Raw genomic sequence first — 23,869 nt, forward strand, 5'->3', positions numbered from 1 at the left:
CAGCGACTTGTCGAACAAAGAATGCTTTTTGTTATCTACTCACTATTCACCATTCACGACTTACCAGAAGGCAAGGCAACCCATGGAGGATGCTGATGAAACCGCAGGAGATCGACTGGAAAAAGCTATTGGCGATTATCGAGAAGCACCGGGGGGAAAAGTGGGGGCTCATCCCGCTTCTGCAGGAGGTGCAGGAGGCCCTGGGTTACATTCCGCCGGAGGCCATTGCTCCCATCGCCTCGGCGTTGAAGCTTTATCCCAGTGAGGTGCAGGGGGTGATAGAATTTTATGCCGGTCTGAGTCTGAAACCCAAGGGCAAGCATGTCTTCAAGGTCTGTCGCGGCACCGCGTGCCATGTCAAGGGGAGCCGGAGCATCCTGGCCATCATGAAAAAGGAACTCGGCCTCGATGAAGGGGAGACAAGCCCTGATTACAAATATTCCCTTGAAACCGTCGCCTGTCTCGGGGCCTGTTTTCTCGCCCCGACCATGATGGTGAACAAGGAGTACATGGGCAGGCTGTCCCCCAGGAAGATCGAATCTGTTTTAGCGCACTTTACCGAAAGCAAGGAAGAGGAATCGTGATTGTTCGGTAAAAATAGTTGGTTACGATGCCGGTGAAGAAGCCACCGATCGAGAATCGACACAGTTAGGCTGGGATAACCTGCCGTGCTGTTGAACCACGGGCGCAGCCCGTCAGCACATGTGAAGGGCCCGAGGAACGAGGGCTCAGAGCATGTGCGAGCCTGGGGTGCAGGGGCTTAGCCCCTGCCCGCCGGAGGCAACATGGAGTGGACGTCATATGAATAAACTCCTTTCCATAGGGCAGCTTGAATGGCTCAGGAACACGCTCCGTGTGGGCAGTGGTGATGAGAAAACCACCGTGTTGGTCTGCATGACAGGGTGCAGGGCATATGGGGCTAAAGAGGTGCTCGCGTCCATCGGGGACGAGGTGGAGAGGCAGGGCCTTTCGGGGCGTGTGGAGGTTCGCTCCACAGGCTGCCACGGGTTTTGCGCCAAGGCGCCTGTGGTTGCCATCGAGCCCATGGGGATCCAGTACCAGGAGGTCGCACCCGAAGACGCCTCTGATATCGTTTCGGAGACGATCAAGGCCAACAGGCTGGTGGACAGGCTGGCCTACAGGGACATCACCACGAACCAGCCGATATTCTACAAGGACAGGATTCCTTTTTACAAAAAGCAGGTACGTCGCGTCCTGGCAAACTGCGGGAAGATCGATCCGACAAAGGTGGAGCACTATATCGCCTCCGGTGGGTATCGTGCCCTGGCCAAGGTGCTGGGCACCATGTCCCCCGAGGAGGTCATCGACGAGGTGACGGCAGCCAGGCTTAAGGGGCGTGGCGGGGCCGGTTACGCCACGGGCCTTAAGTGGGCGTATACCAGAAAAGCCACGGGCTCGCCCAAGTACGTCATCTGCAACGCGGACGAGGGCGACCCCGGGGCCTTCATGGACAGGGCCATGCTTGAGGGGGATCCGCACTCCGTCATCGAGGGTCTCATGATCGGTGCCTATGCCATGGGGGCCGAGCACGGGGTGATCTATGTAAGGGAAGAGTACCCCATTGCCGTGGAGCACCTCTCCATTGCCATCCGTCAGCTGGAGGCCTTGGGGCTTCTCGGGGAAAATATCCTCGGAACAGGTTTTTGTTTTGACCTCTCACTGAAGAAGGGGGCCGGAGCCTTTGTGTGCGGGGAAGAGACCGCCCTTATGGCCTCCATCGAGGGGAGGCGGGGAATGCCCAACCCCAGGCCTCCGTTCCCGGCCCAGGAGGGGCTGGACAGGAAACCGTCCAACATCAACAACGTGGAGACCCTGGCCAACGTCCCGTTGATCATCAACAACGGGGCGGCCTGGTACACCGAAGTGGGCACGAAACAAAGCGGGGGCACCAAAATTTTCTCCCTGGCCGGGAAGGTCAACAACACCGGGCTGGTGGAGGTCCCCTTCGGCACCAGCATCCACGACATCGTCTTCGGCATCGGCGGCGGGATTCCCAAGGGGAGAGCATTCAAGGCGGTCCAGATGGGCGGCCCGGCAGGGGGATGCATCCCGGCGCAGCTTATGAACACGCCCATCGATTACGAGACGATTTCACGGCTGGGCGCCATCATGGGGTCCGGCGGCATGGTGGTGATGGACGAGAACAACTGCATGGTGGAAATCGCGCGGTTCTTCCTCGGGTTCACCCAGTCCGAGTCGTGCGGGAAGTGCGCTCCCTGCCGCCTGGGAACCACCCAGCTCCTCAACATACTGACGCGGATCACCCAGAAAAAGGGACAGCTCCGGGACCTTGACACCATCCGGGAGATCGGCGCCACCGTAACGGAAACCTCCCTGTGCGGCCTGGGGCAGGCCTGCGCAAAACCGGCCCTCTCCACCCTGAAGTACTTTGAGGCGGAGTACAGGGACCACATCCTGGAGCACCGCTGCGCCGGGGCCACCTGCGACGAGATCGTGATCTCCCCGTGCCAGCACGCCTGCCCAGCAGGCATCGACGTGCCGAACTACGTGGCCGCCATCGCCAAAGGGGAGTACCAAAAGGCCGTGGATATCATTCGGGAGCGGAACCCCTTCCCGGCGGTGTGCGGCAGGGTGTGCATCCATCCCTGCGAATACAAGTGCAGGCGGGGAGAGCTCGACGAGCCCGTGGCGATCCGCTCCCTCAAACGGTTTGCCTCGGACTGGTATTTTAAGAACATCGGGCTTCCGGAAAGCCCCTTTCCCCTTACTCAGGCGCAAAAAGTCGCCGTGGTGGGGGCTGGGCCGTCCGGCCTCTCCTGCGCCTACTTTCTCCGAAAGGCCGGATACGGGGTCACAGTCTTTGAAGCCCAGCCAAAGGCCGGGGGGATGCTCAGCATCGCGTTGCCGGAGTTCAGGCTGCCGCCTGAAGTCATCGACGCGGAAGTCCGCTACATCGAAGCCTGCGGTGTGGAGATCCGGTACAACACGCCGGTGGACTCACGGCACACCGTGGATGATTTGATGGGCGAAGGGTATGACGCCGTGTTCATCGCCGCCGGTGCCCAGACAAGCAAGCGCATGGGAATCCCGGGCGAGGAGAGGGGGCTTTCCGGGCTCCATTACGGCCTCGGGTACCTGTGTGATGTGCGGCAGGGAAAGGTAAGGGGCTTTGACGGGAAGACCGTGGTCATCGGCGGCGGGAATGTTGCCGTGGATGTTGCCAGGACGGCCCTGAGGACCGGGGCCGCCGATGTTCACCTCTTCTGCATGGAAGACAGGGACATGATGCCTGCTTGGGAAAAGGAGGTGGCCGAAGCCCTGGAAGAGGGGGTTGTGATCAACCCGAGGTGGGAGCCCAAACGGATCATCCACGACAACGAAAAGGTGACAGGGATCGAGTTTGTCCGCTGTGTTTCGGTGTTTGATGAAGAGGGGCGCTTTAACCCGAAAAGCGATGAGTCGGACCGTCAGGTCATCGATGCGGACCATGTGGTTATTTCCATCGGCCAGGCCCCGGACACCTCTTTTATCTCAGAGGACAGCCAACTTGAACGGGAACTCTGGGGAAGCCTTGTGGTGGATGAGAACAGCCTCTCCACCAATATCCCCGGGGTGTTTGCCGGGGGGGATTTCACCTCAGGCCCCACCTTTGTGATCCGGGCCGTGGCATCGGGGCGCAGGGCCGCCATCGCCATCGAAAGGTACCTCAAAGGGCTCAAAGGGCGCATCAAGATAGCAGATGAAAAAACGGACATGGCGGTGGATGCCGGGCTGGCCCTTGAAAGCGAGAAAGAGGGCGACACACCGAGGGTCTGCACCAAGCAAGAGGATCCGTGCGACCGCATCAGGGATTTCCGTGAAGTGGAGATGGGGTTTACGGAAGAGGAGGCCATTCGAGAGGCCGTAAGATGCCTCCGGTGCGACCTTGAAAAGGAGAAGAAATAATATGATCCGGGCCATTACACGACAAAAAACGGAAGAGGAGATTGACCGGCTTCTGGACGGGTGTGCCAGGGTCTTTATCATCGGCTGCGGCACCTGCACGACCCTTACCCGCACCGGCGGCGAGCCCGAGGTCCGTGCCATGAAAGAGCGGTTGTCCGGCGCAGGCAAACTGATCACCGGCCATACGGTGGTGCCCGTGGCCTGTGATCACCTGACAGGGGAGATTCTTGCCGACCACGGCAACAGCATCTCCCAGGCCGATGCCCTCCTTATCATGTCCTGTGCCTTCGGGGTCCAGACCATCGCAAGGCAGCTCAAGGCCATGGTGGTCCCGGCGCTGGATACCCTCTTTGTGGGGAAAGAGACGGCCCCCGGCGAATACAACGAAATCTGCACCCAGTGCGGGACCTGCATCATCGGCGAGACTGGGGGGATCTGCCCGGTGACGGCCTGCCACAAGGGGCTGGTAAATGGTCCCTGCGGCGGGACCGATAACGGGAAATGCGAGATCGACAAGGAAAAGGCCTGCGCCTGGACCCTCATCTACAACCGGCTGAAAGAGCTCGGAAAGCTCGATCTGATGCGAAAGCTGCAACAACCCAGGAATTGCCTCGGAGAGCCGTCCCCCGGCAAATCCAGGCTGCCTTTTGAGTAAGGTTGAGGGCTCAGAGAAAAAACAAAAAAAGCCTTCTATCTGGAAAAAAGCATGCCTCCGGCGGCGAGGTGAGCCACCTCGAAAGCTGATTGCCGTTGCGATTTGTCCCTCGTTCCTCGGGCCAAATCGTAACGGCCTTCGCCTGAAGCATATGCTGGTGGTTTGTACGAGCGATGCGATAAGCCTTGAATGGCTATGATTCGTTATCGTAACTCATTGATTATCAGCTTTAACCGGACTGCCTCCGGCAGGCTTTATTGAACTGAGTCGTTACGGCTGACCAACTTTTTACAGTCTGCCACGGGCGAAGCCCGTAAGCGAATGTGCAATGGGCGAGAAACGAGCCCATGGAACATTTGCGAACCCGTAACATTTCAATGGGGAAAGACGCGATATGGCATCCTTATTTAAGCAAGCACTCGATTCGGGAAAATTTGTCGTTACCTGCGAGGTGGCACCTCCCAAGGGGACAAACCTGGAGGCGATGGCTCACCATGTGGAGCTCTTGAAGGATAAGGTGGATGCCATGAACCTCACCGATCACCAGAGTTCGGTGATGCGCTTTCCGTCCCTGGGCGCGGCCCTGCTCGTCAAGGAGATGGGAGGGGAGCCGATCCTGCAGATGACGTGCCGGGACCGCAACCGCCTTGCGCTCCAGGCCGATCTGTTGTTCGCGCACAGCAGGGGCATCAACAACGTCCTCTGCCTCACCGGCGATTCGGTGATGCTGGGCGACCACAAGGAAGCCAAGGGGGTGTTTGATCTTGATTCGAGCCAGCTTGTCATGGCGGTGAGGATGCTGGAAAACGGGAAAGACTTAGGGGGAAGCGAACTGGAAGGCGGCATCTCCTTTTGCGCCGGTGCCATTGTGACGCCTGAGGCGAATCCCCTTGAGCCCCAGTTGATAAAGTTTGAGAAGAAAATTGAGGCGGGGGCGGAATTCATCCAGACCCAGGCGGTGTTCGACATGGAGAAGTTTACCTCGTTTATGGGCTACGCAAGGCAGTTCCCGGTGAAAGTGCTGGCAGGGATCATCCTGCTGACATCGGCTCCCATGGCCCGGTTTATGAATGCCAACATTGCAGGGGTGTACGTCCCGCCGGAGCTGGTTGATGAAATGGCATCAGCCTCCAAGGGCGGGGCGCTTAAAAAGGGAATAGAGATTGCCGGTCGCATGATCAGGCAGATCCGTGACGAAAAGGTGTGTGACGGTGTCCACATCATGGCGATCGGTAAGGAAGAGCTTGTGCCGGAGATCATGGCTGCGGCAGAGATCCAATGATCACTGGCAGGGCTGGCCCTTTTCCGGCCCGCGACGTTTCCGGGCCCGGGGGCGGGGACATAGGGTGCCGCCCCATTGAAAGGGCATGATTGCTTTACCCTCGTTTGGGGAAAGGGGGAGACCATGAACGAATCAAAGGAGAAACGACACGAAGAACGCAATGAGTTTGATACCCAGGTTGTATTTACCGATGGGTCTGCCGATCACTACCATGATGCCATGATGTGCAACTTCAGTGAAGACGGCATGTGCTTTGAGTCCGACACGCCCATGGAGCCCGGAACCGAGGTGTTCATCAAAACGGTGAACTTTCCTTCCACCAATAAATGCACGGTGGCATGGTGTCACAAAATCGGATCCGGGGACGACGAAAAGTACGATATCGGCCTCAAGTGTGAGATTTGATCGACATCGGGGGGCCTTGGGATCGTTCGCAGGGAAACAGGCGGTGTTCTTGTTCTGTCTGAAGGGTGAGTGGCGTCGGGCCCGGGAGCCCGGGCCGCCCATCCTGTCTCGGAACATACAAAAACCACAGCATGGGGGATGCTGTGGTTTTTTTGTTTTTGACAAGGTCTCGGAGAATGCGTAGTATTGCCGAGAGACCGACCGGTCTGTCCTATGGATTGTTGAACAGGAAACAGCATGGCACTTAAAGACAAGATTATTACCGAATCCCTGCGTTTGTTTTCCACAAAGGGCTTTATGAACACCTCCATCTCCGATGTCATGGCAGCGGCCGGGGCATCCAAGGGGGGGCTCTACAACCATTTTAAAAGCAAGGACCAGCTCTTTTACGCGGCCCTGAGTGAGGCCCGGAGCATCTGGCGGGACAAGAACCTGGACGGTCTGGATGAACTGGACGACCCGGTGGGCAAGGTGGTCCGTCTCTTTGACAACTACCAGTATCGGTACTTGACGTCCGACGATCTTCCGGGCGGGTGCATCTTCGTGACCTTTGCCGTGGAGCTCAATGATCAGCGGGCCGACCTGGCGGCCGAAGTGAACAAGGGGTTTGAAAGGCTAAAGGCCATGGTGAAAGGGCTCCTGGATGAGGCCCAGGGCAAAGGAGGGCTGAACGCCTCTGTCGATACCGGTGCCGTGACGGAGATGCTGGTCTCAGGGCTTTTGGGGGCCTGTGTGATGTATACTTCGGATAAGTCCAAGGCCAATCTGGAGGCCACCATCCAGTCGCTGATGGGGTATCTTACAAGCCTCAGGCCTTGAGTTTATTCCGGTGGGCAAAGGATTTTTGGGCTTGCCTCCGGCGGGTCGCTTTTTTGAAAAAAAGCTCCGCAAAAAACGTTCCTGATGCAAACAGGCAAAGACATCACCTCTCCGTCGAACGGGAGGTTTGTATAATAACCGCTCAAAGCGGTCTGTTTCTGCGCCTTAAGGCGCCAATATCAGGTTTTTTGGCCTTTTGCATCGTTCCATTAGCTTGTTTTCATTACCATTGAGTCCCCCTTGACCCCTGGAGCGCCGCACTCCGGTGCGGCATGGGGAACAACGGACCAAAAAGCCGCACAGGAGTGCGGCGCTCCGTTTCAGTGCGTCTCGCTCAGTATGATGAACCGTTCATATTTTTGATAAGTTGTCTGCTTCTACTGGTGGAAGTGTCAAATTTTTTAAGTGTTTGGCCCCTGGCAAGGCCGCCGGAGGCATAAGCTGAATAGTTACTACTTTTTTTGTTAATCAAAAGGGGAGACCGGTCGGTCTCTCATGAAAGGAGAAAACATGATGAGAACATTCAATGCGTTGGTGGTTCGGGAGATGGCAGACGGGTCATGCAAGGGCACCATTGAGGCCAGGAGCATCGACGATCTGCCCGAAGGGGAGGTTGTGGTGCGGGTCTACTACTCCTCGTTAAACTACAAGGATGCGCTGTCCGCCACGGGGAACCGGGGGGTGACAAAGGCTTATCCCCATACCCCGGGCATTGACGCGGCAGGGGAGGTGTACCGGAGTTCGGATGCGCGTTTCAAGACCGGGGACAAGGTGATCGTGACAAGTTATGACCTCGGGATGAATACATCGGGGGGCTTTGGTGAGTACATCCGTGTGCCTGCAGGATGGGTGGTGCCGCTGCCTGAGGGGCTCTCCCTGAAAGAGAGCATGGCCTACGGCACCGCAGGCTTCACCGCGGCCATGTCCGTGGATTCCCTTGTGGCAGGCGGGGTGACCCCGGACAGGGGCGAGGTGCTTGTGACCGGAGCCTCTGGGGGCGTGGGCAGCGTTGCCGTGGCAATCTTGAACAAACTGGGGTACCGCATCGCCGGGGTTACGGGCAAAACGGACGAAACCCCGTATCTGAAGTCCCTGGGGGTAGAGACAGTGCTCTCCGTGGCCGAGGCTGCGGATACTTCGGGGCGCCCCATGCTGAAGGCACGGTGGGCCGGGTGCATTGACACCGTGGGGGGCGATATCCTGGCATCGGCCGTTAAGGCCACAGCACCCACCGGGGTGGTCACAAGCTGTGGCAACGCTGCCGGGGCGAATCTGGACCTTACGGTGTATCCCTTTATCCTGCGCGGGGTATCCCTGGTGGGTATCGATTCCCAGAACTGCCCCATGGTGCGCCGCCAAAACATCTGGAAAAAACTGGCCTCGGACTGGAAGCTCGACACCATGGACGAGGTGGCCAGTGAAATCCGGTTGGACCAGCTGAGCGCAAGGATAGCCGACATGCTGGCCGGTCGCCACAAAGGGCGGACCGTTGTTGGGCTGGGGTAGGTCGGGGTGTCACCGAACCGATGGAGGGATGCCCGGTACAATAAGAAGCCGGGAGGTGCTGATTGCCTCCCGGCTTCTTGCAGACCCCTGCGGGGACAGTGACCCAGCTTATGAGGCCATGTCAATCACCAGGACATGGTCCCTGGTTTCGACGGCAAAATGATGAACCGGGCGTTTGGCGGCCCCTGCCACCGGGGTGCCGGAGCAATCGAAGGTCGAGCCTGAAACACTGCAACACGTCACGGTTCCCGGCTTGCTCCCGGGGTCCAGCCGCCGCCCCATGTGGGTGCATTTGTTCTCCATGGCGTGGTAGGTATCCCCTTCTCCGCGGATTACAAAGATCCTTTTGTCAAGGCCCTTGCCCTCCAGTCGAATGGCCCCTCCGTGCTCCTGCAGTTCGGGAAGCTTTGACAGGTCCAGGGTCAGCAGGGAGCCGGTCCGTGTCCATGCCTCGGGGTCTGCCGGTAAGCGTGTGTCGCAAATGCCCAGTATCTTCTTGATCAAGCCCAATGTGTCCATCCTTTGTTGTGGGTGGGTTTTATGTGTCACAGGGTGGTGTTTGCCTGCGTCCGTAAAGGTCTCGTTTTTTGTTGATAGGATGTTGACGCACCAGCTTAGCCCCTGTGATACCTTAACGTCAATCCATAACAGGTGGTTACAAAGAAGGAAGAGCTGAGGGTTCCGGTGGGCCCTTTGCAAGGTTTTTATCTCTGTAGAAGAAAATCATGTTGGAGTGCAGACGTGGCATGGAATCAGGGCTTGGATGCCGCATGGGCTGATAGAACCAGGGGCGTTTTTGGGGCGATATCTCGTCGGGGTGGCCTGTCCTCTGACGTTATGTCGCCGGTTGCCCGTTCCCCAAAACTTGAGAGAGGCCTCTCCTGATCCTTAATGCTGGCTTTTCCCTTTTTGGCTCATACCTTGCTTTGCTCATTCGTCAACCCCGATCTCTTGGTCGGGCGAGGGGTCTCTCCGGTGAGGAGTCGATGGTCACAGAGGCTGCTAAAAGGCTCGGGAAACACATGGCATCTCTCGATGCCAACCTTGATGATGGAAACCGTGACTTGCGGGCTTCAGTGTTGAACCTTTACCTAACCCGGCTCGCCCGAAGGGTGAGAAAATCAAACAGCAAACGCTGATTTACATTTTAAAAAGAGCTGATATTTTTATTGTAGCTGTATGAAATTATGAAAGTTTCTTTTGGAGTAGTTGTTTTCTCATGAAATATCCGGGCTAAAAAATCAGGAGAAGGACATGTTTGATGCAAGACGATTGAAGATTGCTGTTTTTATGGGGGTTCTTTGCGGGATTGCCTGCTTTCTCATGGGGAAATACCTTTATGGTCTTCCCTTGGGGGCATCGAATTTGGGCTTTATCCTTCTCAACAGGGCCATGATCGGGTTTGCCGTTGGCATATCGAGCATCACCACACTGACCTGGAGTCGACACGGTGCCCTTATGGGGGCGGTTGTGGGAGCGATTTTCGCCTATGCCGATGCCATGCTCGGGTTCTCGTGGATTGTCATTGTCTCCATTCTTTGTATCAATCCGATCTTCGGCACTATTATTGAGTTCGGAACCACGGTTCTGTTCGGCGCCCCCATCAAAAAACCGTGACAAAGGCCCGGATATCTCTCAGAATTTTTTGTCGGATGTTCAATATGTTGCTGTTTGCTGGTATGATGAGCACCCCCCAGAAAGTGGGTGGGGAGAAACCAAAAAAGGAGCATAGCACATGACCGAAACAACATCGTATCAACGCTTTGCCGCCAACATGCTTCACCCGGATTCCGTATATATCCCACACATTTTAAAGAGCATGATTACTGACGTCCAGGCCGATCTCCTGGTGGCCCTTCCGGGCACCGTGGCTGACCTTGCGATGAAAACGGGTCGCCCGGAAGAGGCGATTGAAAACGACCTGAACGATATGTTTCGCAAAGGGCTTGCCTTTAAGAAAAAGAAGCCCGGCCAGCCAGTAAGCTGGCGTGCTCCCATGCACATTGCCCAGTTCCACGATGCAAGCATTGTCTGGCCCGAAGCAACGCAGGAGTTCCTCGGGTACTGGCAAGCCTATATGGAAACCGAGTGGCCCGTCCTTGCACCTCAGCTCGCAGGGTTTCTGCCCAAGCCGTATACCCGGGTGATCCCCGTCAATGAGGCCCTTTCTCCGGTTGAACACACCATACTGACCTCTGAAAACCTGATGGGGATCGTAGATAACGCCAAACAGCTTGCCGTCACCAAGTGCACCTGTCGCCTGACCATGCAGAAGTGTGATGCCCCCATTGAGGTCTGCCTCCAGATTGGCCGGAGTGCGGCGTATGCCTTGGAGAGGGGATCCGGGCGGGAAATTGATAAAGAGGAAGCCCGTCGGATCATCCGGGAGTGTGCCGAGGCAGGCCTGGTCCACGTGGCAATGAACACCTCTGATGCAGGTCATTTTATCTGCAATTGCTGTGGTTGCTGCTGTCAGTCCTTTTCCATGATGATTTCAGAAGATGTCTCCCTGTGTGATCCCAGCAGGTATCAGGCCCGGGTGGATGGGGCGCTGTGCACGGCCTGCGGAACCTGCGTGGACCGATGCTACTTCAATGCCATCAATCTCCCGGAAGGGGATCATGCCATGGTTGATCTGGAAAAATGCATGGGGTGCGGGCAGTGCGCTGTGGGATGCCCGGAAGGGGCGGTCTGCATGAAAGAGGTCAAGGAGCCGTCATTTATCCCCGGTTAAATGCGGGTTCCCAGAGCATGAAGCGCGTTCATCCTGTCGGTGTGGTGGCGAATTATCTGTGAAAATAAGATAAGTGCTTTAAATGACAGGTTGATGGTGGTAATATTCTGTTCGAGTCAATTCCCGGGATTTCCTGTGGCGCATGGCGTGCCATCGCCACACGGGGTGATCTCGCCTCTCTCCATATCATTCTTACCTTACCGATTACGAACGTGAAACAGAGAGCGTGCAACGCGACGTCGAATCGTTGTGCGATATGTGGGGCCACATGGCTCTGAAAGGGCGGCAAGGTGGTTCTTTGGTTTTCAACCAGGGGAAGGGCCGATGTGCATCGTCATGCGTCACCATATCAGATTGTAAACAGAAAATTTCAAAGGAGAAACGAACGATGAAACAGCGAATCAGTGCAGTTGTGTTTGTGGTTTGTCTTGCTCTCTTTGCCCTGCCTCAGGTTGCTTCGGCCGGAGACGACGGATTCTTTATCGGTGCCAGTCTTGCGTATGCCGAGGTAGGGGCGGATTTTGATTTTGATGATGCCACAAAGGGGGAGTTCGAGGAGAGTGACCTGGGGTATAAAATTTTTGGGGGGCTCAAGTGGGGGCTTCTCGGTGTTGAAGGGGGCTATGTGAACTTCGGCAACCCCGATGGCGATACCAACGGCAGGAACGGTGATGTCGAGCTGGACGGCTTTGATCTTTTCGGGATGCTGATTTTTGGGTTGGGGCCCGTGGATGTATTCGGCAAGCTGGGCGGCTTTGTCTGGGATGCAGATTTTTCCGGAAGTGACCTCGTCAACGGTGGTGACGATGGCTTTGATGTGGCCTGCGGGCTGGGTGCGGCCATCAATCTGGGGAGCTTCGGTATCCGGGCCGAAGTGGAGTATTTTGACGTCAGCGGCAGGATGGACGGGGCCACCATGCTCTCAACCGGCCTTGTGTATACCTTTTAAGAAAACCCATGGAGGGGCGGTGAATGGCAGCAGGGTTGCCATGTCACCGTGCGATTTTTTAAAAAGAGGTTATGGGTAAAAAATGGGCCGCAGCATCCGTGGATGCTGCGGCTTTTTGTTTTTGCATAAACCGGGGAATACCGTGCCCTTTGAGGGGCTAATCAATGACAAAGACGATGAGGTCCGTGGGCCCGTGCACACCGAACTGGAGGATCAACTCGATGTCCGCTGTCTTGGAGGGGCCGGAGATAAGCAGGCTGTTGGTGGGGGCTTTTTTGGACCAGTTCAGTTTTTTGATGGCCTCTGGAAAGGATGTGAAAATCTCCTTGGACCTGACCAGTGCGATATGAACCGGAGGCACCAGGGAGAGAAGGCGTGGTTCCTGGGGTGTGGGCCAGAGGATCAGGGCAGCGGCTTCGGCGATGCCCCCCATGGTGGTGGTGATCCCGGCGTTGATATCGAACAGCTCATCGCGAAATGCCTCCACGTCTTGGGTCCAGGGGATGAGGTCCGTGGGGTGGGCTTTCTCTTTCCAGCTTTTTTCAAGGATATCCCCGCACCACGTCCCCTGGCCGTAGGCCATGGTGGCAATTTCCCGGGTGCGAAGGATTTTTCGCAGGGCAGGAGCCCACTCGTCCCCCTTGACGCGGTAGACTTCCGATCGCACAGCCTCCATCAACTCCACAAAGCGGTTGATGCGTTTGGCCGGGCTCAGGGTAGGGGGGCTCCAGGGCGGGGCCTCCGGGGTGTAGCCCGCTGTTTCGGCGTTTTTGTAGAGGCGCGAGAGGATCCGGGCTCTGGCAGACGATCTACTCATGGCGTATTCCCTCCTGTCGAATCAGCTCTTTGAGGCTCTCTTTGGCAAAGACGGGTTTTGTCCGGACGCGGGACCAGGTTTTCAAGGGGCCAACCTTCGGGAGAATGCGGCCGGTAATGGCCAGGGTTTTCAGCATGGCCCAGTGGAGCAGGGGAATGGTGTGAGCATACCGCCACCCCTTCCAGATTGCCCACTCAAGGGCATTGCGTTTTGAGCCGTGCCCCGGAACCACCCCGGTGCCTTTTTTCAGGTAGCTCTCATCTCGCATGCGTCGCAGCAGCTCGGGGATGGGGATTTTTACGGGGCAGACATCGCTGCAGGCGTTGCAGAGGGAGGAGGCAAAGGCCAGCTCCCCTTTGGCCTTGAGCCCGGCCAGTTGCGGCATGAGGATGGAGCCGATGGGGCCGGGGTAGGTGGCGTCGTAGGCGTGGCCACCGATGCGTGTGTACACAGGGCAGTGGTTGAGGCAGGTACCGCATCGGATGCACTGCAGGGTCCGGCGAAGCTGGGGATCCCCAAGCATCCGGGATCGACCGTTGTCCAGGATCACCAGGTGCACCTCTGTGGGGCCGTCTTTTTCCCCTTTTTGTCGCGGGCCCTTGATCATGTTGAAGTAGGTGGTGATGCGCTGGCCGGTGGCCGACCCGCAGAGCAGGCGGTACAGGGGCGGCACATTTTCCAGTTTCTCCACCACCTTTTCAAGGCCCATGAGGGCCACATGCACGGGGGGCACCGTTGTGCACATGCGCCCGTTGCCCTCGTTTTCCACCAGGCAGAGGGTGCCTGTTTCGGCCACGGCAAAGTTCACCCCGGAAAGCCCTATATCCGCCGTGCGGTAGTGCTCCCGAAGCACCCTTCTGGCCGTTGCCAGGAGGATGTCCGTGTCTTCGGTGTAGGTGGTACCGGGGATGTTGTCGGCAAAGATTTTTCCGATCTGTTTCCTGTTTTTGTGGATGGCCGGCACAATGATGTGGGAGGGGGGCTCGTTGTTCAGCTGGATGATGAATTCCCCCAGGTCGGTCTCAAGGGCTTCTTTGCCGTGCTCTTTCATAAAGGCGTTGAAGTGCATCTCTTCGGAGACCATGGATTTGCCCTTCACCACCTTCCGGGCACCGTGCTTCTCCATGATGGACAAGACGATGCGGTTGGCCTCGTCCGTGGTCTCCGCCCAGTGCACGGTCATGCCGTTTTCCGTGCAGCGGGCCTCCAGTTGTTCCAAGAGATCGGGCAGCCGGGTGAGGGCCCCCGCCTTGAGGAGGTTTCCCGTATCCCGAAGGGCCTCGGTGGCTTCAGGGTCGTCAAAAACGGCCATGCGCTTTTGCCTCAGGCTCTGGGTGGCAAATCGCAGGTTGTCCCGAAGCTGGGTATCGGCAAGGGCACCGGCCGCTTTCTGGGCAAAGGTGGATTTTCTGGTCTTATCCATGGATTCGCTCCAGTATGAATTCTGCAATGTGATACCCGGAGACAGGTTTTTTGACGGTTCCCATGTGGCCGCTGATGTTCATCATGCAGCCGCAGTCTCCGGTAAGGTAGGCGGTGGCGCCTGTGTCCTGAATGTCGCGGACCTTGTCCTTCACCATGGCGGCAGAGATTTCCGGTCGTTTTACGGAAAACGTCCCGCCGAATCCGCAGCACTCGTGCTCATTGGTCAGCTCCACCAGGGTGACGTTGGTCAGTTGCCGGATGAGGGCTTTGCTGTCTTCGGTGCAGGCCATTTCACTTCTGGCGTGGCAGGAGCCGTGCCAGGTGAGGGTCACGGGAGGGCCCTTGTCCGTGTAGGTGACCTTGAGGCTGTGGCGTAAAAAGGAGGTGAGCTCAAAAATGCGTTCGGAAAAGCGCTTGACCTCGAAGTACTCGGGTTCGTTCTCAAAAAGAAGGGGGTAGTGGATGTGCATCATGCCCGCGCAGGATCCCGAGGGAACCACAATGGGCGCGTTGCTTCCGGAGAAGGCCTTTACCTGGGCCAGGGCCACGGCCCGTGCCTCATCCGGAAAGCCTGAATTGTAGGCAGGCTGTCCGCAGCAGGATTGTTTTTTGGGGTAGATGACTTCCACCCCTTCTCGTTGGAGAAGGCGGATGCCCGCCAGGCCGGCCTTTGGGTAGATCATGTCCGACAGGCAGGTTCCAAAGTAAAACACCGTGGAGGGGTTTTGTGGAAATTCGGTCATGGTATCGTCCTGTATCCGGGATGGATGGGGAAAGTTGGAAGGATCCTGTGAGGGTGAGATGATGGGGTGATGCGGTCAGGATCAAAGAAAAATCAATGGCTTATTATGCCGAATTGAGGGGCGGGTGTCAATGAGGTGCCGTGGGGCGGCGTTGCCAGCTGGTGGGTACGTGGCTGACGTGTGAACTAGGGAATCGACCGGGATGGGATGACGTGATGCATCGGGGCGGACGGGGAAATTGAGCAAAAAAAAAGGGCGCCTCGGCTCGAAAGCCGGGCGCCCCTGGATAAGCTAAATCTATACGACAGTTACGTTAACTGCGGCGGGACCTTTCTGGCCCTGCTCGATGTCAAACGTAACTCGCGCACCTTCTTCAAGGGATTTGAAGCCGGTGCCGTTGATACCTGAGTGATGTACGAAAACATCGGGTCCGTCTTCCTGCTCAATGAAACCAAAACCTTTTGAGTCATTAAACCATTTTACGATTCCATTAGCCATAGTGACTTTTCCTTACTTAACTTTGATGATTTAAAGTTGGTTCGATGTTCAGGTATCGCCAAGCATTACATGGATCTTCCTAAATAACGAAACCCTTCGTCCCTTTTGAGACACTGGCGGACATTTTTATCGATCTCAAAGAAAAGGTCAATGATTTTTTTATGATTTTTCAAAATATTGGGCCCATTAGGGTGGATATCGCGGCCTGTGGTGGCCCTGGTTCGTTTCGCCGGTATGGTTCTTTCCAAGGTAACCCGTTTGATATTAAACCAAATACGTGTTGGATGGTGAAACGTCCGGCAGGCAAGGGTCTCACACCCCGTGGCGTCCGTCAGGGGGGATTCTCCTTGATTCCATTGGAGCAAAGGGGTATGGAGAGCGGATGATCCGGCCGCTTCGGGAGAGGGCTTCTGGGGCAGAACCGGTGAATCGCCCTTCGGGATGCTGTATTAACGCCGTTGTGTTTCGTCGACACAGGCATGCCCCTTCATACAACGGAGTGCCAATGAACCTGACCACGCCAGCTTTGCTGTTTCCCGCCATTTCCCTGTTGTTTCTCGCCTATACCAACAGGTTCCTTGTCCTTGCGCAGTTGATCCGCCAGCTCCATGACCGGGAAGGGGATCAGGTGAGGGAGATGGTGTATCGGCAGATCAACAACCTAAAGAAACGGATTGCCTTGATTCGCTGGATGCAGGGGCTTGGCGTGTTTGCCTTTATTCTCTGCGCCGTGGCCATGTTTTGCCTGTTTGTCAAGATGGACCTGGTGGCGGAGGTGAGCTTCGGCCTCAGCCTGTTGCTTCTTGTTTTATCTCTTGTGGTGTCTCTGTATGAGATAGCCATCAGCACACGGGCCATACAGATCGAGCTCGAAGACCTGGCCATGCACCATCCCAAAGACAAGAAGGCAGATTAAAGGTAAGGGCTGCAGGTGACGGATTTTGGCGGTTTACATCTGCTTAACCGTTATGTATTCTTTGGTATACACCAACAATTTACACATAGGGAGGGGTTATGTTTTGTAGCGCATCAAAACTGGATGACAAAAAACTTGACGCCATCAAGGCGCTGGAAAGGGATCTCGGCAAAACCCTGGTGGCATACTCCTGCTCAAACCCCGAGCCAAGCACCCTCAGCGATGCCGAACTCATGAAGATCAAAAGCCTTGAGGAGAAATTGGCTGTCACGCTCGTTGCCTTCGAATAACCCGTCGGCCTTGTCCGTCGGTATCAGATGAAAAGCACCTTCCGGATTCGGAAGGTGTTTTTGTTTTTGTCCCTTTGCATGTCCATGCTGTAACGTTTATTTTTCTTGATTGTGATGTTTATGACACTCCCCGCACGTACCTCAAACTTCCATGGAGCCCCAAGAAGCCGGAAGGCGGAAGCCTTCTCCATTGCAAGGCTCGCCCTTCCCATTATCCTTTCCCAGCTTTCCGTAGCGGCAGCGGGTTTTATCGATACCATGATGGCAGGGCATTACAGCAGCAACGCCCTTGCAGGGGCTGCGGTGGGCGGCAGCCTGTGCTTTCCTTTTATCATCGCCATGAACGGGTTGATGATGGCTGTAACCCCCATCACGGCTCAGCTGACCGGCGCAGGCCGGAAAGGAGAGTCCGGCCGGGTGGTTCGCCAGGCGTTGTGGCTGGCCCTGGCATTTTCCATGCTGCTGTTTGTGGGGATTCGGCACATGGACCCTGTGCTGGACTTGATGAAGATCACGGATGAGGTGGTTCCCATCATCAAGGGGTACCTTGAAGGGATCTCTTTCGGGTTTCCGGCCATTGCCGGGTACTTTGTCCTGAAGTCCTACGCCGAAGGCATCGGAAGGACCAAGCCCCAGATGATCATCTCGTTGCTGACGGTTCCCTTTAACTACGTGGCCAACGATATATTGATATACGGGAAATTCGGGCTGCCTGCCCTGGGCGGGGCGGGGTGCGGATGGGCCAGCGGGCTCACCTTCTGGCTCTTTTTCCTGCTGATGCTCCTTTACACCTTGTCCAGCGAGACCTGCAGGGAGGGGGCGCCCTTTGCCGAGTTCAGCCTGCCGTCCCCGGCCGGTATGGGCGAGCTGCTGGCGTTGGGGCTTCCCATTGCCGGGACCATCTTTATGGAGTGCAGCATTTTTGCCTGCATTACCCTGTTTCTGGGGGTGCTGGGCCCTGTGGTGGTGGGCGGCCATCAGGTCGCCCTGAACTTTTCCGGGCTGGTGTTTTCCATTCCATTGAGCATCGGCATGGCCCTGACCATCCGGGCCGGGCACGCGGTGGGGGCACGGGACCCTGAGGGGGCAAGGTACTCCTGTTTTACCGGGTGCATGATGGCCATGGTGGTGTCCCTTTTTACCTTGAGCTTCACCCTTGGGTTTGCCCGGGAGATCGTGGCGGTGTACACCCGGGACCCCGAGGTCACGGCCGTGGCCGTGGATCTTCTCTTTCTGGCTGCCCTCTATCAGGTCTCCGACTCCGTGATGACCACGTCCCAGGGGGCGCTTCGGGGGTACAAAGACGCCAAGGTGACCTTTTTCCTGACCTTTACGGCGTACTGGGTCATTACCCTGCCCCTGGGCTACACCCTGTCCATGACCGATTTTCTGGTTCCGGCCATGGGGGCTCGCGGGTTCTGGCTCAGCCTGATTGCGGGGCTGACCGTGTCCGGGTTGTTTCTCGGGGTGAGGCTGGTGCTGGTGAGCGGGCGTGCCGTTGCGTCGGGCAGGGCGGCTGATGACGCCGGGGAGGGGCGGTTGGCGGCCTGAGGGAACGTTCTTCTTTCACGACTCCGTCGGCAGCCATTTGCTGAGGATTTCGGCCAGGTCTCTGGGGGAGAACGGCTTTGAGATGAAGTCGTTCATGCCTGCATTGAGGCACTTCTCACGATCCCCGGCCATGGTGTTGGCTGTCAGGGCGATGATGGGGATGGCGCGGTTCAGGGCCGTGGAGCCCGATTCGCGAATCTTTCTGGTGGCATCAAAGCCATCCATCTCCGGCATCTGGCAGTCCATGAGCACCAGGTCGTAGGGAATGGATGAAAGGGCCTGGATCGCCTCTTTGCCGTTGGCCACGGCATCGGCCCGAAGACCCAGCTTTTTCAGGATTCCCATGCCCACTCTCTGGTTGATGGCGTTGTCCTCCGCCAGGAGAATGCGACCGCTTTCGGTTTTCATCTCCGGGATGATCTGACGGGTCATCACAGGCCTCCATGTGTTGTCCTTGTTGCCTGCCAGGACCGTGACCAGGCTGTCGAACAGGTCGGACTGGCGGACAGGTTTGGTCAGGTAGGCGGAGAAGCCGATCTCTTCGAGTCGCCGTCTGTCGCCCCGTTCTCCCAGGGAGGTCATCATCATCAGGCGTGTTTCGGAAAACCGGGGGTTCGATCGAATCGCCTTTCCGAGCATCTCGCCGTCCATTTCGGGCATCTGCATGTCAAGGATGGCCAGCTGGTAGGGAGCCCCCTTGTCAACGGCCTCCTGCAGCCGTTCCAATGCTGTCCGACCGTCCTCCACCTCCTCCGGTTTCATGCCCCATGTGGTCAACTGAATGCGAATGATGTCCCGGTTGGTCCTGTTGTCGTCCACCACAAGGATTTTTGTGCCCTGGATGTCGGTGGTGGGGAGCTGTTGGGGCTTCTGGTCCGTCTGTTTGATGAACTGGGTGGTAAACCAGAATTCCGTTCCCTTGCCGGGCTCCGAGTGGACCCCGATTTCCCCGCCCATGGCTTCTGTGAGCTGTTTGGAGATGGCAAGGCCCAGGCCGGTGCCTCCGTATTTGCGCGTGGTGGAGGCGTCCACCTGGGTGAACTGCTCAAAGAGGGACTCCTGCTTCTCTTCGGGGATGCCGATGCCGGTATCGCGCACTGTAAAGCGGATCATGGCGGTGTTGTCGGTCTGGGAGTCGAGGTCCGCATGCACTTCGACTTCTCCTTCATGGGTAAACTTGATGGCGTTGCCCGTCAGGTTGATGAGCACCTGGCGCACGCGCCCGGGATCCCCCCTGAGATAGGAGGGGGTTTCAGGTGAGCTTGCGCAGATGAATTCCAGGCCTTTTTCATGGGCCTTAAGGGCCATGAGCTCTCCGAAATCTCCCAGCAGGGAGTTAAGATCAAAGTCCAGTTGCTCCATTTCCAGCTTGCCGGCCTCTATTTTGGAAAAGTCGAGGATATCGTTGATCAGGCAGAGGAGGGACTCGCCGCTGGTTCGGACGGTTTCGGCATAACGGCGCTGTTCCTCGGTGAGCCGGGTGTCCAGCAGGAGACCGGTCATGCCGATGACTCCGTTCATGGGGGTCCGGATCTCATGGCTCATGTTGGCCAGGAACTCCGATTTGTATTTGGAGGTGACCTCCAGGTCTTTTGCTTTCTGTTCGAGCTCCTTGCGAACGGCTTCAAGTTCTTTGTTCTTCGTGTTGATGTTCTTCTTTTGTTCCTTGAGTTTTTCTGACTGGGCCCGGAGGGCGTCGTTGCTCCGGCGCAGCTTGTCCTGCCCGGCGGCGAGTTCATTTGCCTGCTCCTGGGTCTGCTCCAGGAGGTTCTGAACGGTGATGTGGGACAGGAGGGTGTGAACGGACACGGCGATGTGGTCTGATGCCAGGTCGAGAAATTCAAGGACGCTGTCGGAAAAATGTCCCAGGGTTCCCAGGACCGTCACCCCGATGACTTTTTCGTCGTGCACAAAGGGGGTGATGGCCATGGCGTGGGGCGATATGTCGCCCAGGCCGGTGTGGATTCTCATGCCGTTGTCCGGTATCCGGTCCAGCAGGATTCGCCTTTTTTCAAGGGCGGCCTGTCCCACCAGTCCCTGGCCGGACTGGAATTCACGGATGGTTCCCGTGGCCGGTGCGTAGGCATAGCTTCCGGTGAGCGTCAGATCGTTGTTATCGTCGGCAATGTAGATGGCGCCGATGTCCATGTTCAGGTAGGTGGCCAGAAAGGTGATGATACCCCGGCAAAGGTCGGGAAGCCCCTGGATGCCTCGTATTTCCGTGTTTAGGGATACCTGGCCTTTTTGAAACCATTCCGTCAGGCGGTTTGTCTCTCTGTTTTTTCTCAGGGAGTCCATCATGGTGTTGAAGGCGTCGGCCAACTCCCCGATTTCGTTTTTGGACGAAATGTGAATGGTCCGTGAGTAGTCCCCGCCCTCCACCTGCTTGGCAGCCGAGGAGAGATGGGCTACGGGGCCCGCAATACGCCGGACGGTGATCACCGCAAAAAGGATCACGAAAACGGCGGTTGTTCCGATGAGGAAAAGGGTCAGCCGTCGCAGTTCGTAAATGCCGGAGAACGCCTCTGTCTCCTCAATTTCTGCGATAACGCCAAAATCGATTCCCTGGATCAGGAAACTGCGATGGATGCCCAGTACCTGGTTGCCGGTATGGCTGGTGTAGATCGATGCCCCGTGATCGTGGTGCTCCATAAGCGGTGCGGTCTGGTCGGTGAGGATCTTTTCCTTGATAAGGCTTTTTTCCCTGTCCAGCACAGAGTTGGACCGCAAGGTGAGGTCCGAGCCCACCAGAAAGGTCTCGGACCGGTCTCCCAGGCCCGTTTCCCTTTGCATGATGGCATTGATGGGGTCGATGAAGAACTGAAAGGTGAGGCAGCCGATCCGCTGGCCGTCGAGGTTCAGGACCGGGGCGGTAAAAAAGCCGCACACCTTGTTTCCCGAGGGCTCGAAGTGCTCGTAATCGGAAAAGACGATCTCTCGGGTCTGAACGCATTTTCTGAAGGAGGCCGCAAGTTTGGTGGCTTTGTATGGGCCGGTAAGCAGGTTTGTGCCGAGGTCCGGCTCCTGGGCCACCGTATAGAGGACGTCTCCATCCTGGCTGATAAGAAAAACGTCGTGGTAGCCGAAGGTGTCTTTGACATGGCGGAGGTTTTCGCCAAGGGAGGCGCTGATGGCGCCCCAGGTGTCCGATGTGACGAAATCCGTAAGCTCTTTTCCCGAACGGCGAAAAGCCGAGATCATCTCCTCGAGCAGGGCGATGTTGGCGAGGGTTTCGGCTTCGAAGGAGAGTTCAGCTAGCATGTGCTTGAAATAGGTGCTGATCTCCTGCGTCTTCATTTCGGCTGCTATTTCAAGGGTTTTCTGGGTCGAAGCCTTGAGGCTTCGGTGGGCTTTGTCGTAACCGATAATGCTCACCAGGGTCAGTGGAACCAGGGCAAAGAGAAGGAATCCGCTTGTGAGGGTTCGTCCCAGCCCGGAAAAGAGGGTGAAGGACTTGCCGGTTTTTGGGGCAGAGGGTGTCATGGGTTTTGATTCTGTCCTTGGGGTAACGGAGCGGCCGGTGTATGGAAGCCGGCATGGGCGCATTTGGGCGATGCGTTGGGCGCGAGGGCGCCATATCAGACGGCAAGGATAGGATTTATTAAATATACATGACATGACGTGGAACGGCAAACGGCAAATCCGGGGCCGTGGGGCTTTCAGGCTGAGGTGGGGTACGTGCAGCGAGTGCCGAAAACAAAAAAGCCCCTGCTTTTTCAAGCAGAGGCTTTTGAATTCGTTTGGTGCCGAAGGGGAGACTCGAACTCCCACGAGATTGCTCTCACTAGTCCCTGAAACTAGCGCGTCTACCAATTCCACCACTTCGGCGATTTGTGAAAAGCGTTATAGCAGCGCTTTGTCCGCCGATCAAGCCTTTTTGCGCACGTATTGGGACTTTTTTTTGTGGCCGGAACGCGGCAACCCGTGTGGGCGCGCCGGATGCCATGTGAGACTCACGTGTTACCCGTGGCTACCTGCTGCGGTTCCTGATATAAGGCGAGCCGTCTCCCGGGGCACAAAACAAAAAAGCCCCTGCTTTTTCAAGCAGAGGCTTTTGAATTCGTTTGGTGCCGAAGGGGAGACTCGAACTCCCACGGGCTTGCGCCCACTGGTCCCTGAAACCAGCGCGTCTACCAATTCCACCACTTCGGCAATTTGTGAAAGCGTTATAGCAGCGCCTTTCGGCTTGATCAAGCCTTTTTTGCAAAAAAGGCCCAGGAAAAAGGAGATGGGAAAAACATTGATTTTACCAACAAAAAAATTTATAAATTTCTTTTTATACGCAGTCAAGTTGAAAAATGGAGATATGCTGAAATATCATGGAATTATACGAAGGATTCGAGGGAATCGAGCATCCCTTCCAAAATAGTGTGATCACCATCGGTAACTTCGACGGGGTTCATAAGGGCCACCAGGCACTTCTTTCATTGGCCGTTGACAGGGCGGCACAGATCGGGGGCCGGAGTGTGGCGGTCACCTTTGAACCCCATCCGAAGCGGGTTCTCTGTAATGGTGATCATCCGCCGCTTATCACGATCCATGAGCAGAAGGCCGAGCTCATCGGTGCCTGCGGTGTGGATGCACTCGTGACCGTGCCTTTTACCAAAGAATTTTCTTCCATTGATGCTCGGCGCTTCGTGACGGATCTCCTGATCGGCAAGCTGGGGATGAAAGCCATCATTGTCGGAAACGACTATTATTTCGGACGCAAACGGGAAGGGGATATAGCCCTGATGAAACGGTTTGGCGAAGAGATGAATTTTGATGTGATTACCCCGGAGTGGGTGAACCTGGGGGAGAAGCGTATCAGCAGCACCCGAATTCGGGAGATCATCAGCCGGGGCGAGGTGCACCGGGCTCCGGAGCTTCTGGGCCGGTTTTACCAGGTCCGGGGGAAAGTGGTCTCCGGTCGGGACCGGGGCGGCAAGCTCCTGGGGTTTCCCACGGCCAATATCAACCTGAACGACGAACTCTGCCCGGCCTCCGGTGTGTATGCCGTCACCGTGGATTGCAGCCTGGGGCAGTTCCAGGGCGTGGCCAACATCGGCTACAGCCCCACCTTCGACGACCATATCTTTACAGTGGAGGTCCATATTCTGGACTTTTCCGGTGACATCTACGGGGAGACCATCAAGGTCAACATGATCCAGAAACTGCGCGACGAGCAGAAATTTTCGGGCATCGACGAGCTCTCCCGTCAGATCGAAGCGGATATCGACAACGCACGGGTGCTTTTCAAGGACCTCGCCGCCGTCTGATCGCGGCCGGACATACTGATTTGACTTGGCTGAAGCCGGGCACCCCAGAAGCGGGTGCCCGGCTTTTTGCGTTTTCTGTGGGGGGCGTCCTGCC

At 56.7% G+C, this 23,869-nt stretch carries 20 protein-coding genes and 2 tRNA genes; 14 read left to right on the forward strand and 8 right to left on the reverse strand.

The window, feature by feature from the left end; all coding sequences use genetic code 11:
• Positions 1-95: 95 nt before the first annotated feature.
• The 7 genes from ACOYW0_RS23440 to ACOYW0_RS23470 all read left to right on the forward strand — a co-directional run bounded on the left by ACOYW0_RS23440 (position 96) and on the right by ACOYW0_RS23470 (position 8,594).
• Positions 96-584 carry an NADH-quinone oxidoreductase subunit NuoE family protein gene (locus ACOYW0_RS23440; protein ID WP_482416151.1) on the forward strand — a complete coding sequence of 163 codons (489 nt, stop codon included), beginning with the start codon at positions 96-98 and terminating at the stop codon, positions 582-584.
• Between the two features lie 217 nt (positions 585-801).
• Positions 802-3,927 (forward strand): FAD-dependent oxidoreductase, encoded by a 3,126-nt coding sequence (locus tag ACOYW0_RS23445; protein WP_482416152.1) that lies wholly within the window; start codon positions 802-804, stop codon positions 3,925-3,927.
• Between the two features lies 1 nt (position 3,928).
• The gene (locus tag ACOYW0_RS23450; RefSeq protein ID WP_482416153.1) at positions 3,929-4,582 is read left to right on the forward strand and encodes a methylenetetrahydrofolate reductase C-terminal domain-containing protein; all 654 of its coding nucleotides are present in this window, start codon (positions 3,929-3,931) and stop codon (positions 4,580-4,582) included.
• A 394-nt stretch (positions 4,583-4,976) separates the two neighbouring features.
• On the forward strand, positions 4,977-5,864 hold the full coding sequence (locus ACOYW0_RS23455) for a methylenetetrahydrofolate reductase (RefSeq protein WP_482416154.1): 888 nt from the start codon (positions 4,977-4,979) through the stop codon (positions 5,862-5,864).
• Positions 5,865-5,987: 123 nt separating this feature from the next.
• On the forward strand, positions 5,988-6,269 hold the full coding sequence (locus tag ACOYW0_RS23460) for a PilZ domain-containing protein (RefSeq protein ID WP_482416155.1): 282 nt from the start codon (positions 5,988-5,990) through the stop codon (positions 6,267-6,269).
• Between the two features lie 237 nt (positions 6,270-6,506).
• A complete protein-coding gene (locus ACOYW0_RS23465) occupies positions 6,507-7,088 on the forward strand; it encodes a TetR/AcrR family transcriptional regulator (RefSeq protein ID WP_482416156.1) in 582 nt (193 codons plus the stop codon).
• Positions 7,089-7,598: 510 nt separating this feature from the next.
• Entirely contained in the window at positions 7,599-8,594 is a 996-nt protein-coding gene (locus ACOYW0_RS23470) for a YhdH/YhfP family quinone oxidoreductase (RefSeq protein ID WP_482416157.1), read from the forward strand.
• Between the two features lie 108 nt (positions 8,595-8,702).
• Here ACOYW0_RS23470 and ACOYW0_RS23475 read toward each other — a convergent pair whose 3' ends face one another.
• Positions 8,703-9,098 (reverse strand): QcrA and Rieske domain-containing protein, encoded by a 396-nt coding sequence (locus tag ACOYW0_RS23475; RefSeq protein ID WP_482416158.1) that lies wholly within the window; start codon positions 9,096-9,098, stop codon positions 8,703-8,705.
• Positions 9,099-9,848: 750 nt separating this feature from the next.
• Between ACOYW0_RS23475 and ACOYW0_RS23480 the strand changes: the two genes are divergently transcribed.
• The 3 genes from ACOYW0_RS23480 to ACOYW0_RS23490 all read left to right on the forward strand — a co-directional run bounded on the left by ACOYW0_RS23480 (position 9,849) and on the right by ACOYW0_RS23490 (position 12,277).
• Complete coding sequence (locus ACOYW0_RS23480; protein ID WP_482416159.1) at positions 9,849-10,211, forward strand: hypothetical protein; 363 nt, start codon at positions 9,849-9,851, stop codon at positions 10,209-10,211.
• A gap of 118 nt (positions 10,212-10,329) precedes the next feature.
• On the forward strand, positions 10,330-11,328 hold the full coding sequence (locus ACOYW0_RS23485) for an ATP-binding protein (RefSeq protein ID WP_482416160.1): 999 nt from the start codon (positions 10,330-10,332) through the stop codon (positions 11,326-11,328).
• A gap of 388 nt (positions 11,329-11,716) precedes the next feature.
• Entirely contained in the window at positions 11,717-12,277 is a 561-nt protein-coding gene (locus tag ACOYW0_RS23490; RefSeq protein ID WP_482416161.1) for an outer membrane beta-barrel protein, read from the forward strand.
• A 157-nt stretch (positions 12,278-12,434) separates the two neighbouring features.
• On the opposite strand, the gene ACOYW0_RS23495 is transcribed toward ACOYW0_RS23490, so the two are convergent.
• The 4 genes from ACOYW0_RS23495 to ACOYW0_RS23510 all read right to left on the reverse strand — a co-directional run bounded on the left by ACOYW0_RS23495 (position 12,435) and on the right by ACOYW0_RS23510 (position 15,760).
• Entirely contained in the window at positions 12,435-13,094 is a 660-nt protein-coding gene (locus ACOYW0_RS23495) for a LutC/YkgG family protein (protein ID WP_482416162.1), read from the reverse strand.
• Positions 13,087-14,517, reverse strand: a complete 1,431-nt coding sequence (locus ACOYW0_RS23500; RefSeq protein ID WP_482416163.1) for a LutB/LldF family L-lactate oxidation iron-sulfur protein — start codon at positions 14,515-14,517, stop codon at positions 13,087-13,089. Before ACOYW0_RS23500 ends, ACOYW0_RS23495 begins: the two co-directional genes overlap by 8 nt.
• Positions 14,510-15,262: a (Fe-S)-binding protein gene (locus ACOYW0_RS23505; RefSeq protein WP_482416164.1), complete on the reverse strand. Its 753-nt coding sequence runs from the start codon at positions 15,260-15,262 to the stop codon at positions 14,510-14,512. Before ACOYW0_RS23505 ends, ACOYW0_RS23500 begins: the two co-directional genes overlap by 8 nt.
• Positions 15,263-15,559: 297 nt before the next feature.
• Positions 15,560-15,760 (reverse strand): cold-shock protein, encoded by a 201-nt coding sequence (locus tag ACOYW0_RS23510; RefSeq protein WP_180144650.1) that lies wholly within the window; start codon positions 15,758-15,760, stop codon positions 15,560-15,562.
• Positions 15,761-16,265: 505 nt separating this feature from the next.
• Between ACOYW0_RS23510 and ACOYW0_RS23515 the strand changes: the two genes are divergently transcribed.
• From ACOYW0_RS23515 to ACOYW0_RS23525, 3 genes are all read left to right on the forward strand, one after another.
• Positions 16,266-16,676, forward strand: a complete 411-nt coding sequence (locus ACOYW0_RS23515) for a DUF2721 domain-containing protein (protein WP_482416165.1) — start codon at positions 16,266-16,268, stop codon at positions 16,674-16,676.
• Positions 16,677-16,774: 98 nt separating this feature from the next.
• Positions 16,775-16,966, forward strand: a complete 192-nt coding sequence (locus ACOYW0_RS23520; RefSeq protein WP_482416166.1) for a hypothetical protein — start codon at positions 16,775-16,777, stop codon at positions 16,964-16,966.
• A 120-nt stretch (positions 16,967-17,086) separates the two neighbouring features.
• On the forward strand, positions 17,087-18,517 hold the full coding sequence (locus tag ACOYW0_RS23525) for an MATE family efflux transporter (RefSeq protein ID WP_482416167.1): 1,431 nt from the start codon (positions 17,087-17,089) through the stop codon (positions 18,515-18,517).
• A gap of 15 nt (positions 18,518-18,532) precedes the next feature.
• Here ACOYW0_RS23525 and ACOYW0_RS23530 read toward each other — a convergent pair whose 3' ends face one another.
• The 3 genes from ACOYW0_RS23530 to ACOYW0_RS23540 all read right to left on the reverse strand — a co-directional run bounded on the left by ACOYW0_RS23530 (position 18,533) and on the right by ACOYW0_RS23540 (position 22,669).
• Positions 18,533-22,000 carry a response regulator gene (locus tag ACOYW0_RS23530; RefSeq protein WP_482416168.1) on the reverse strand — a complete coding sequence of 1,156 codons (3,468 nt, stop codon included), beginning with the start codon at positions 21,998-22,000 and terminating at the stop codon, positions 18,533-18,535.
• A 258-nt stretch (positions 22,001-22,258) separates the two neighbouring features.
• A tRNA-Leu gene (locus ACOYW0_RS23535) sits at positions 22,259-22,345 on the reverse strand.
• Positions 22,346-22,582: 237 nt separating this feature from the next.
• Positions 22,583-22,669, reverse strand: a tRNA-Leu gene (locus ACOYW0_RS23540).
• Between the two features lie 167 nt (positions 22,670-22,836).
• Here ACOYW0_RS23540 and ACOYW0_RS23545 point away from each other — a divergent pair.
• Positions 22,837-23,775 (forward strand): bifunctional riboflavin kinase/FAD synthetase, encoded by a 939-nt coding sequence (locus ACOYW0_RS23545; RefSeq protein WP_482416169.1) that lies wholly within the window; start codon positions 22,837-22,839, stop codon positions 23,773-23,775.
• The last annotated feature ends 94 nt before the right edge of the window (positions 23,776-23,869 follow it).

The organism is Desulfoluna sp. HI9BLuna, from assembly GCF_056829775.1.

What these genes read in the sequence shown, in the direction of transcription:
- ACOYW0_RS23500 (WP_482416163.1), bottom strand. Translation starts at nt 14,517, where the DNA reads ATGGATAAGACCAGAAAATCCACCTTTGCCCAGAAAGCGGCCGGTGCC.
- ACOYW0_RS23485 (WP_482416160.1), top strand. Translation starts at nt 10,330, where the DNA reads ATGACCGAAACAACATCGTATCAACGCTTTGCCGCCAACATGCTTCAC.
- ACOYW0_RS23510 (WP_180144650.1), bottom strand. Translation starts at nt 15,760, where the DNA reads ATGGCTAATGGAATCGTAAAATGGTTTAATGACTCAAAAGGTTTTGGT.
- ACOYW0_RS23470 (WP_482416157.1), top strand. Translation starts at nt 7,599, where the DNA reads ATGATGAGAACATTCAATGCGTTGGTGGTTCGGGAGATGGCAGACGGG.
- ACOYW0_RS23450 (WP_482416153.1), top strand. Translation starts at nt 3,929, where the DNA reads ATGATCCGGGCCATTACACGACAAAAAACGGAAGAGGAGATTGACCGG.
- ACOYW0_RS23515 (WP_482416165.1), top strand. Translation starts at nt 16,266, where the DNA reads ATGAACCTGACCACGCCAGCTTTGCTGTTTCCCGCCATTTCCCTGTTG.
- ACOYW0_RS23520 (WP_482416166.1), top strand. Translation starts at nt 16,775, where the DNA reads ATGTTTTGTAGCGCATCAAAACTGGATGACAAAAAACTTGACGCCATC.
- ACOYW0_RS23480 (WP_482416159.1), top strand. Translation starts at nt 9,849, where the DNA reads ATGTTTGATGCAAGACGATTGAAGATTGCTGTTTTTATGGGGGTTCTT.
- ACOYW0_RS23445 (WP_482416152.1), top strand. Translation starts at nt 802, where the DNA reads ATGAATAAACTCCTTTCCATAGGGCAGCTTGAATGGCTCAGGAACACG.
- ACOYW0_RS23455 (WP_482416154.1), top strand. Translation starts at nt 4,977, where the DNA reads ATGGCATCCTTATTTAAGCAAGCACTCGATTCGGGAAAATTTGTCGTT.
- ACOYW0_RS23465 (WP_482416156.1), top strand. Translation starts at nt 6,507, where the DNA reads ATGGCACTTAAAGACAAGATTATTACCGAATCCCTGCGTTTGTTTTCC.
- ACOYW0_RS23525 (WP_482416167.1), top strand. Translation starts at nt 17,087, where the DNA reads ATGACACTCCCCGCACGTACCTCAAACTTCCATGGAGCCCCAAGAAGC.
- ACOYW0_RS23440 (WP_482416151.1), top strand. Translation starts at nt 96, where the DNA reads ATGAAACCGCAGGAGATCGACTGGAAAAAGCTATTGGCGATTATCGAG.
- ACOYW0_RS23505 (WP_482416164.1), bottom strand. Translation starts at nt 15,262, where the DNA reads ATGACCGAATTTCCACAAAACCCCTCCACGGTGTTTTACTTTGGAACC.
- ACOYW0_RS23495 (WP_482416162.1), bottom strand. Translation starts at nt 13,094, where the DNA reads ATGAGTAGATCGTCTGCCAGAGCCCGGATCCTCTCGCGCCTCTACAAA.
- ACOYW0_RS23490 (WP_482416161.1), top strand. Translation starts at nt 11,717, where the DNA reads ATGAAACAGCGAATCAGTGCAGTTGTGTTTGTGGTTTGTCTTGCTCTC.
- ACOYW0_RS23530 (WP_482416168.1), bottom strand. Translation starts at nt 22,000, where the DNA reads ATGACACCCTCTGCCCCAAAAACCGGCAAGTCCTTCACCCTCTTTTCC.
- ACOYW0_RS23460 (WP_482416155.1), top strand. Translation starts at nt 5,988, where the DNA reads ATGAACGAATCAAAGGAGAAACGACACGAAGAACGCAATGAGTTTGAT.
- ACOYW0_RS23545 (WP_482416169.1), top strand. Translation starts at nt 22,837, where the DNA reads ATGGAATTATACGAAGGATTCGAGGGAATCGAGCATCCCTTCCAAAAT.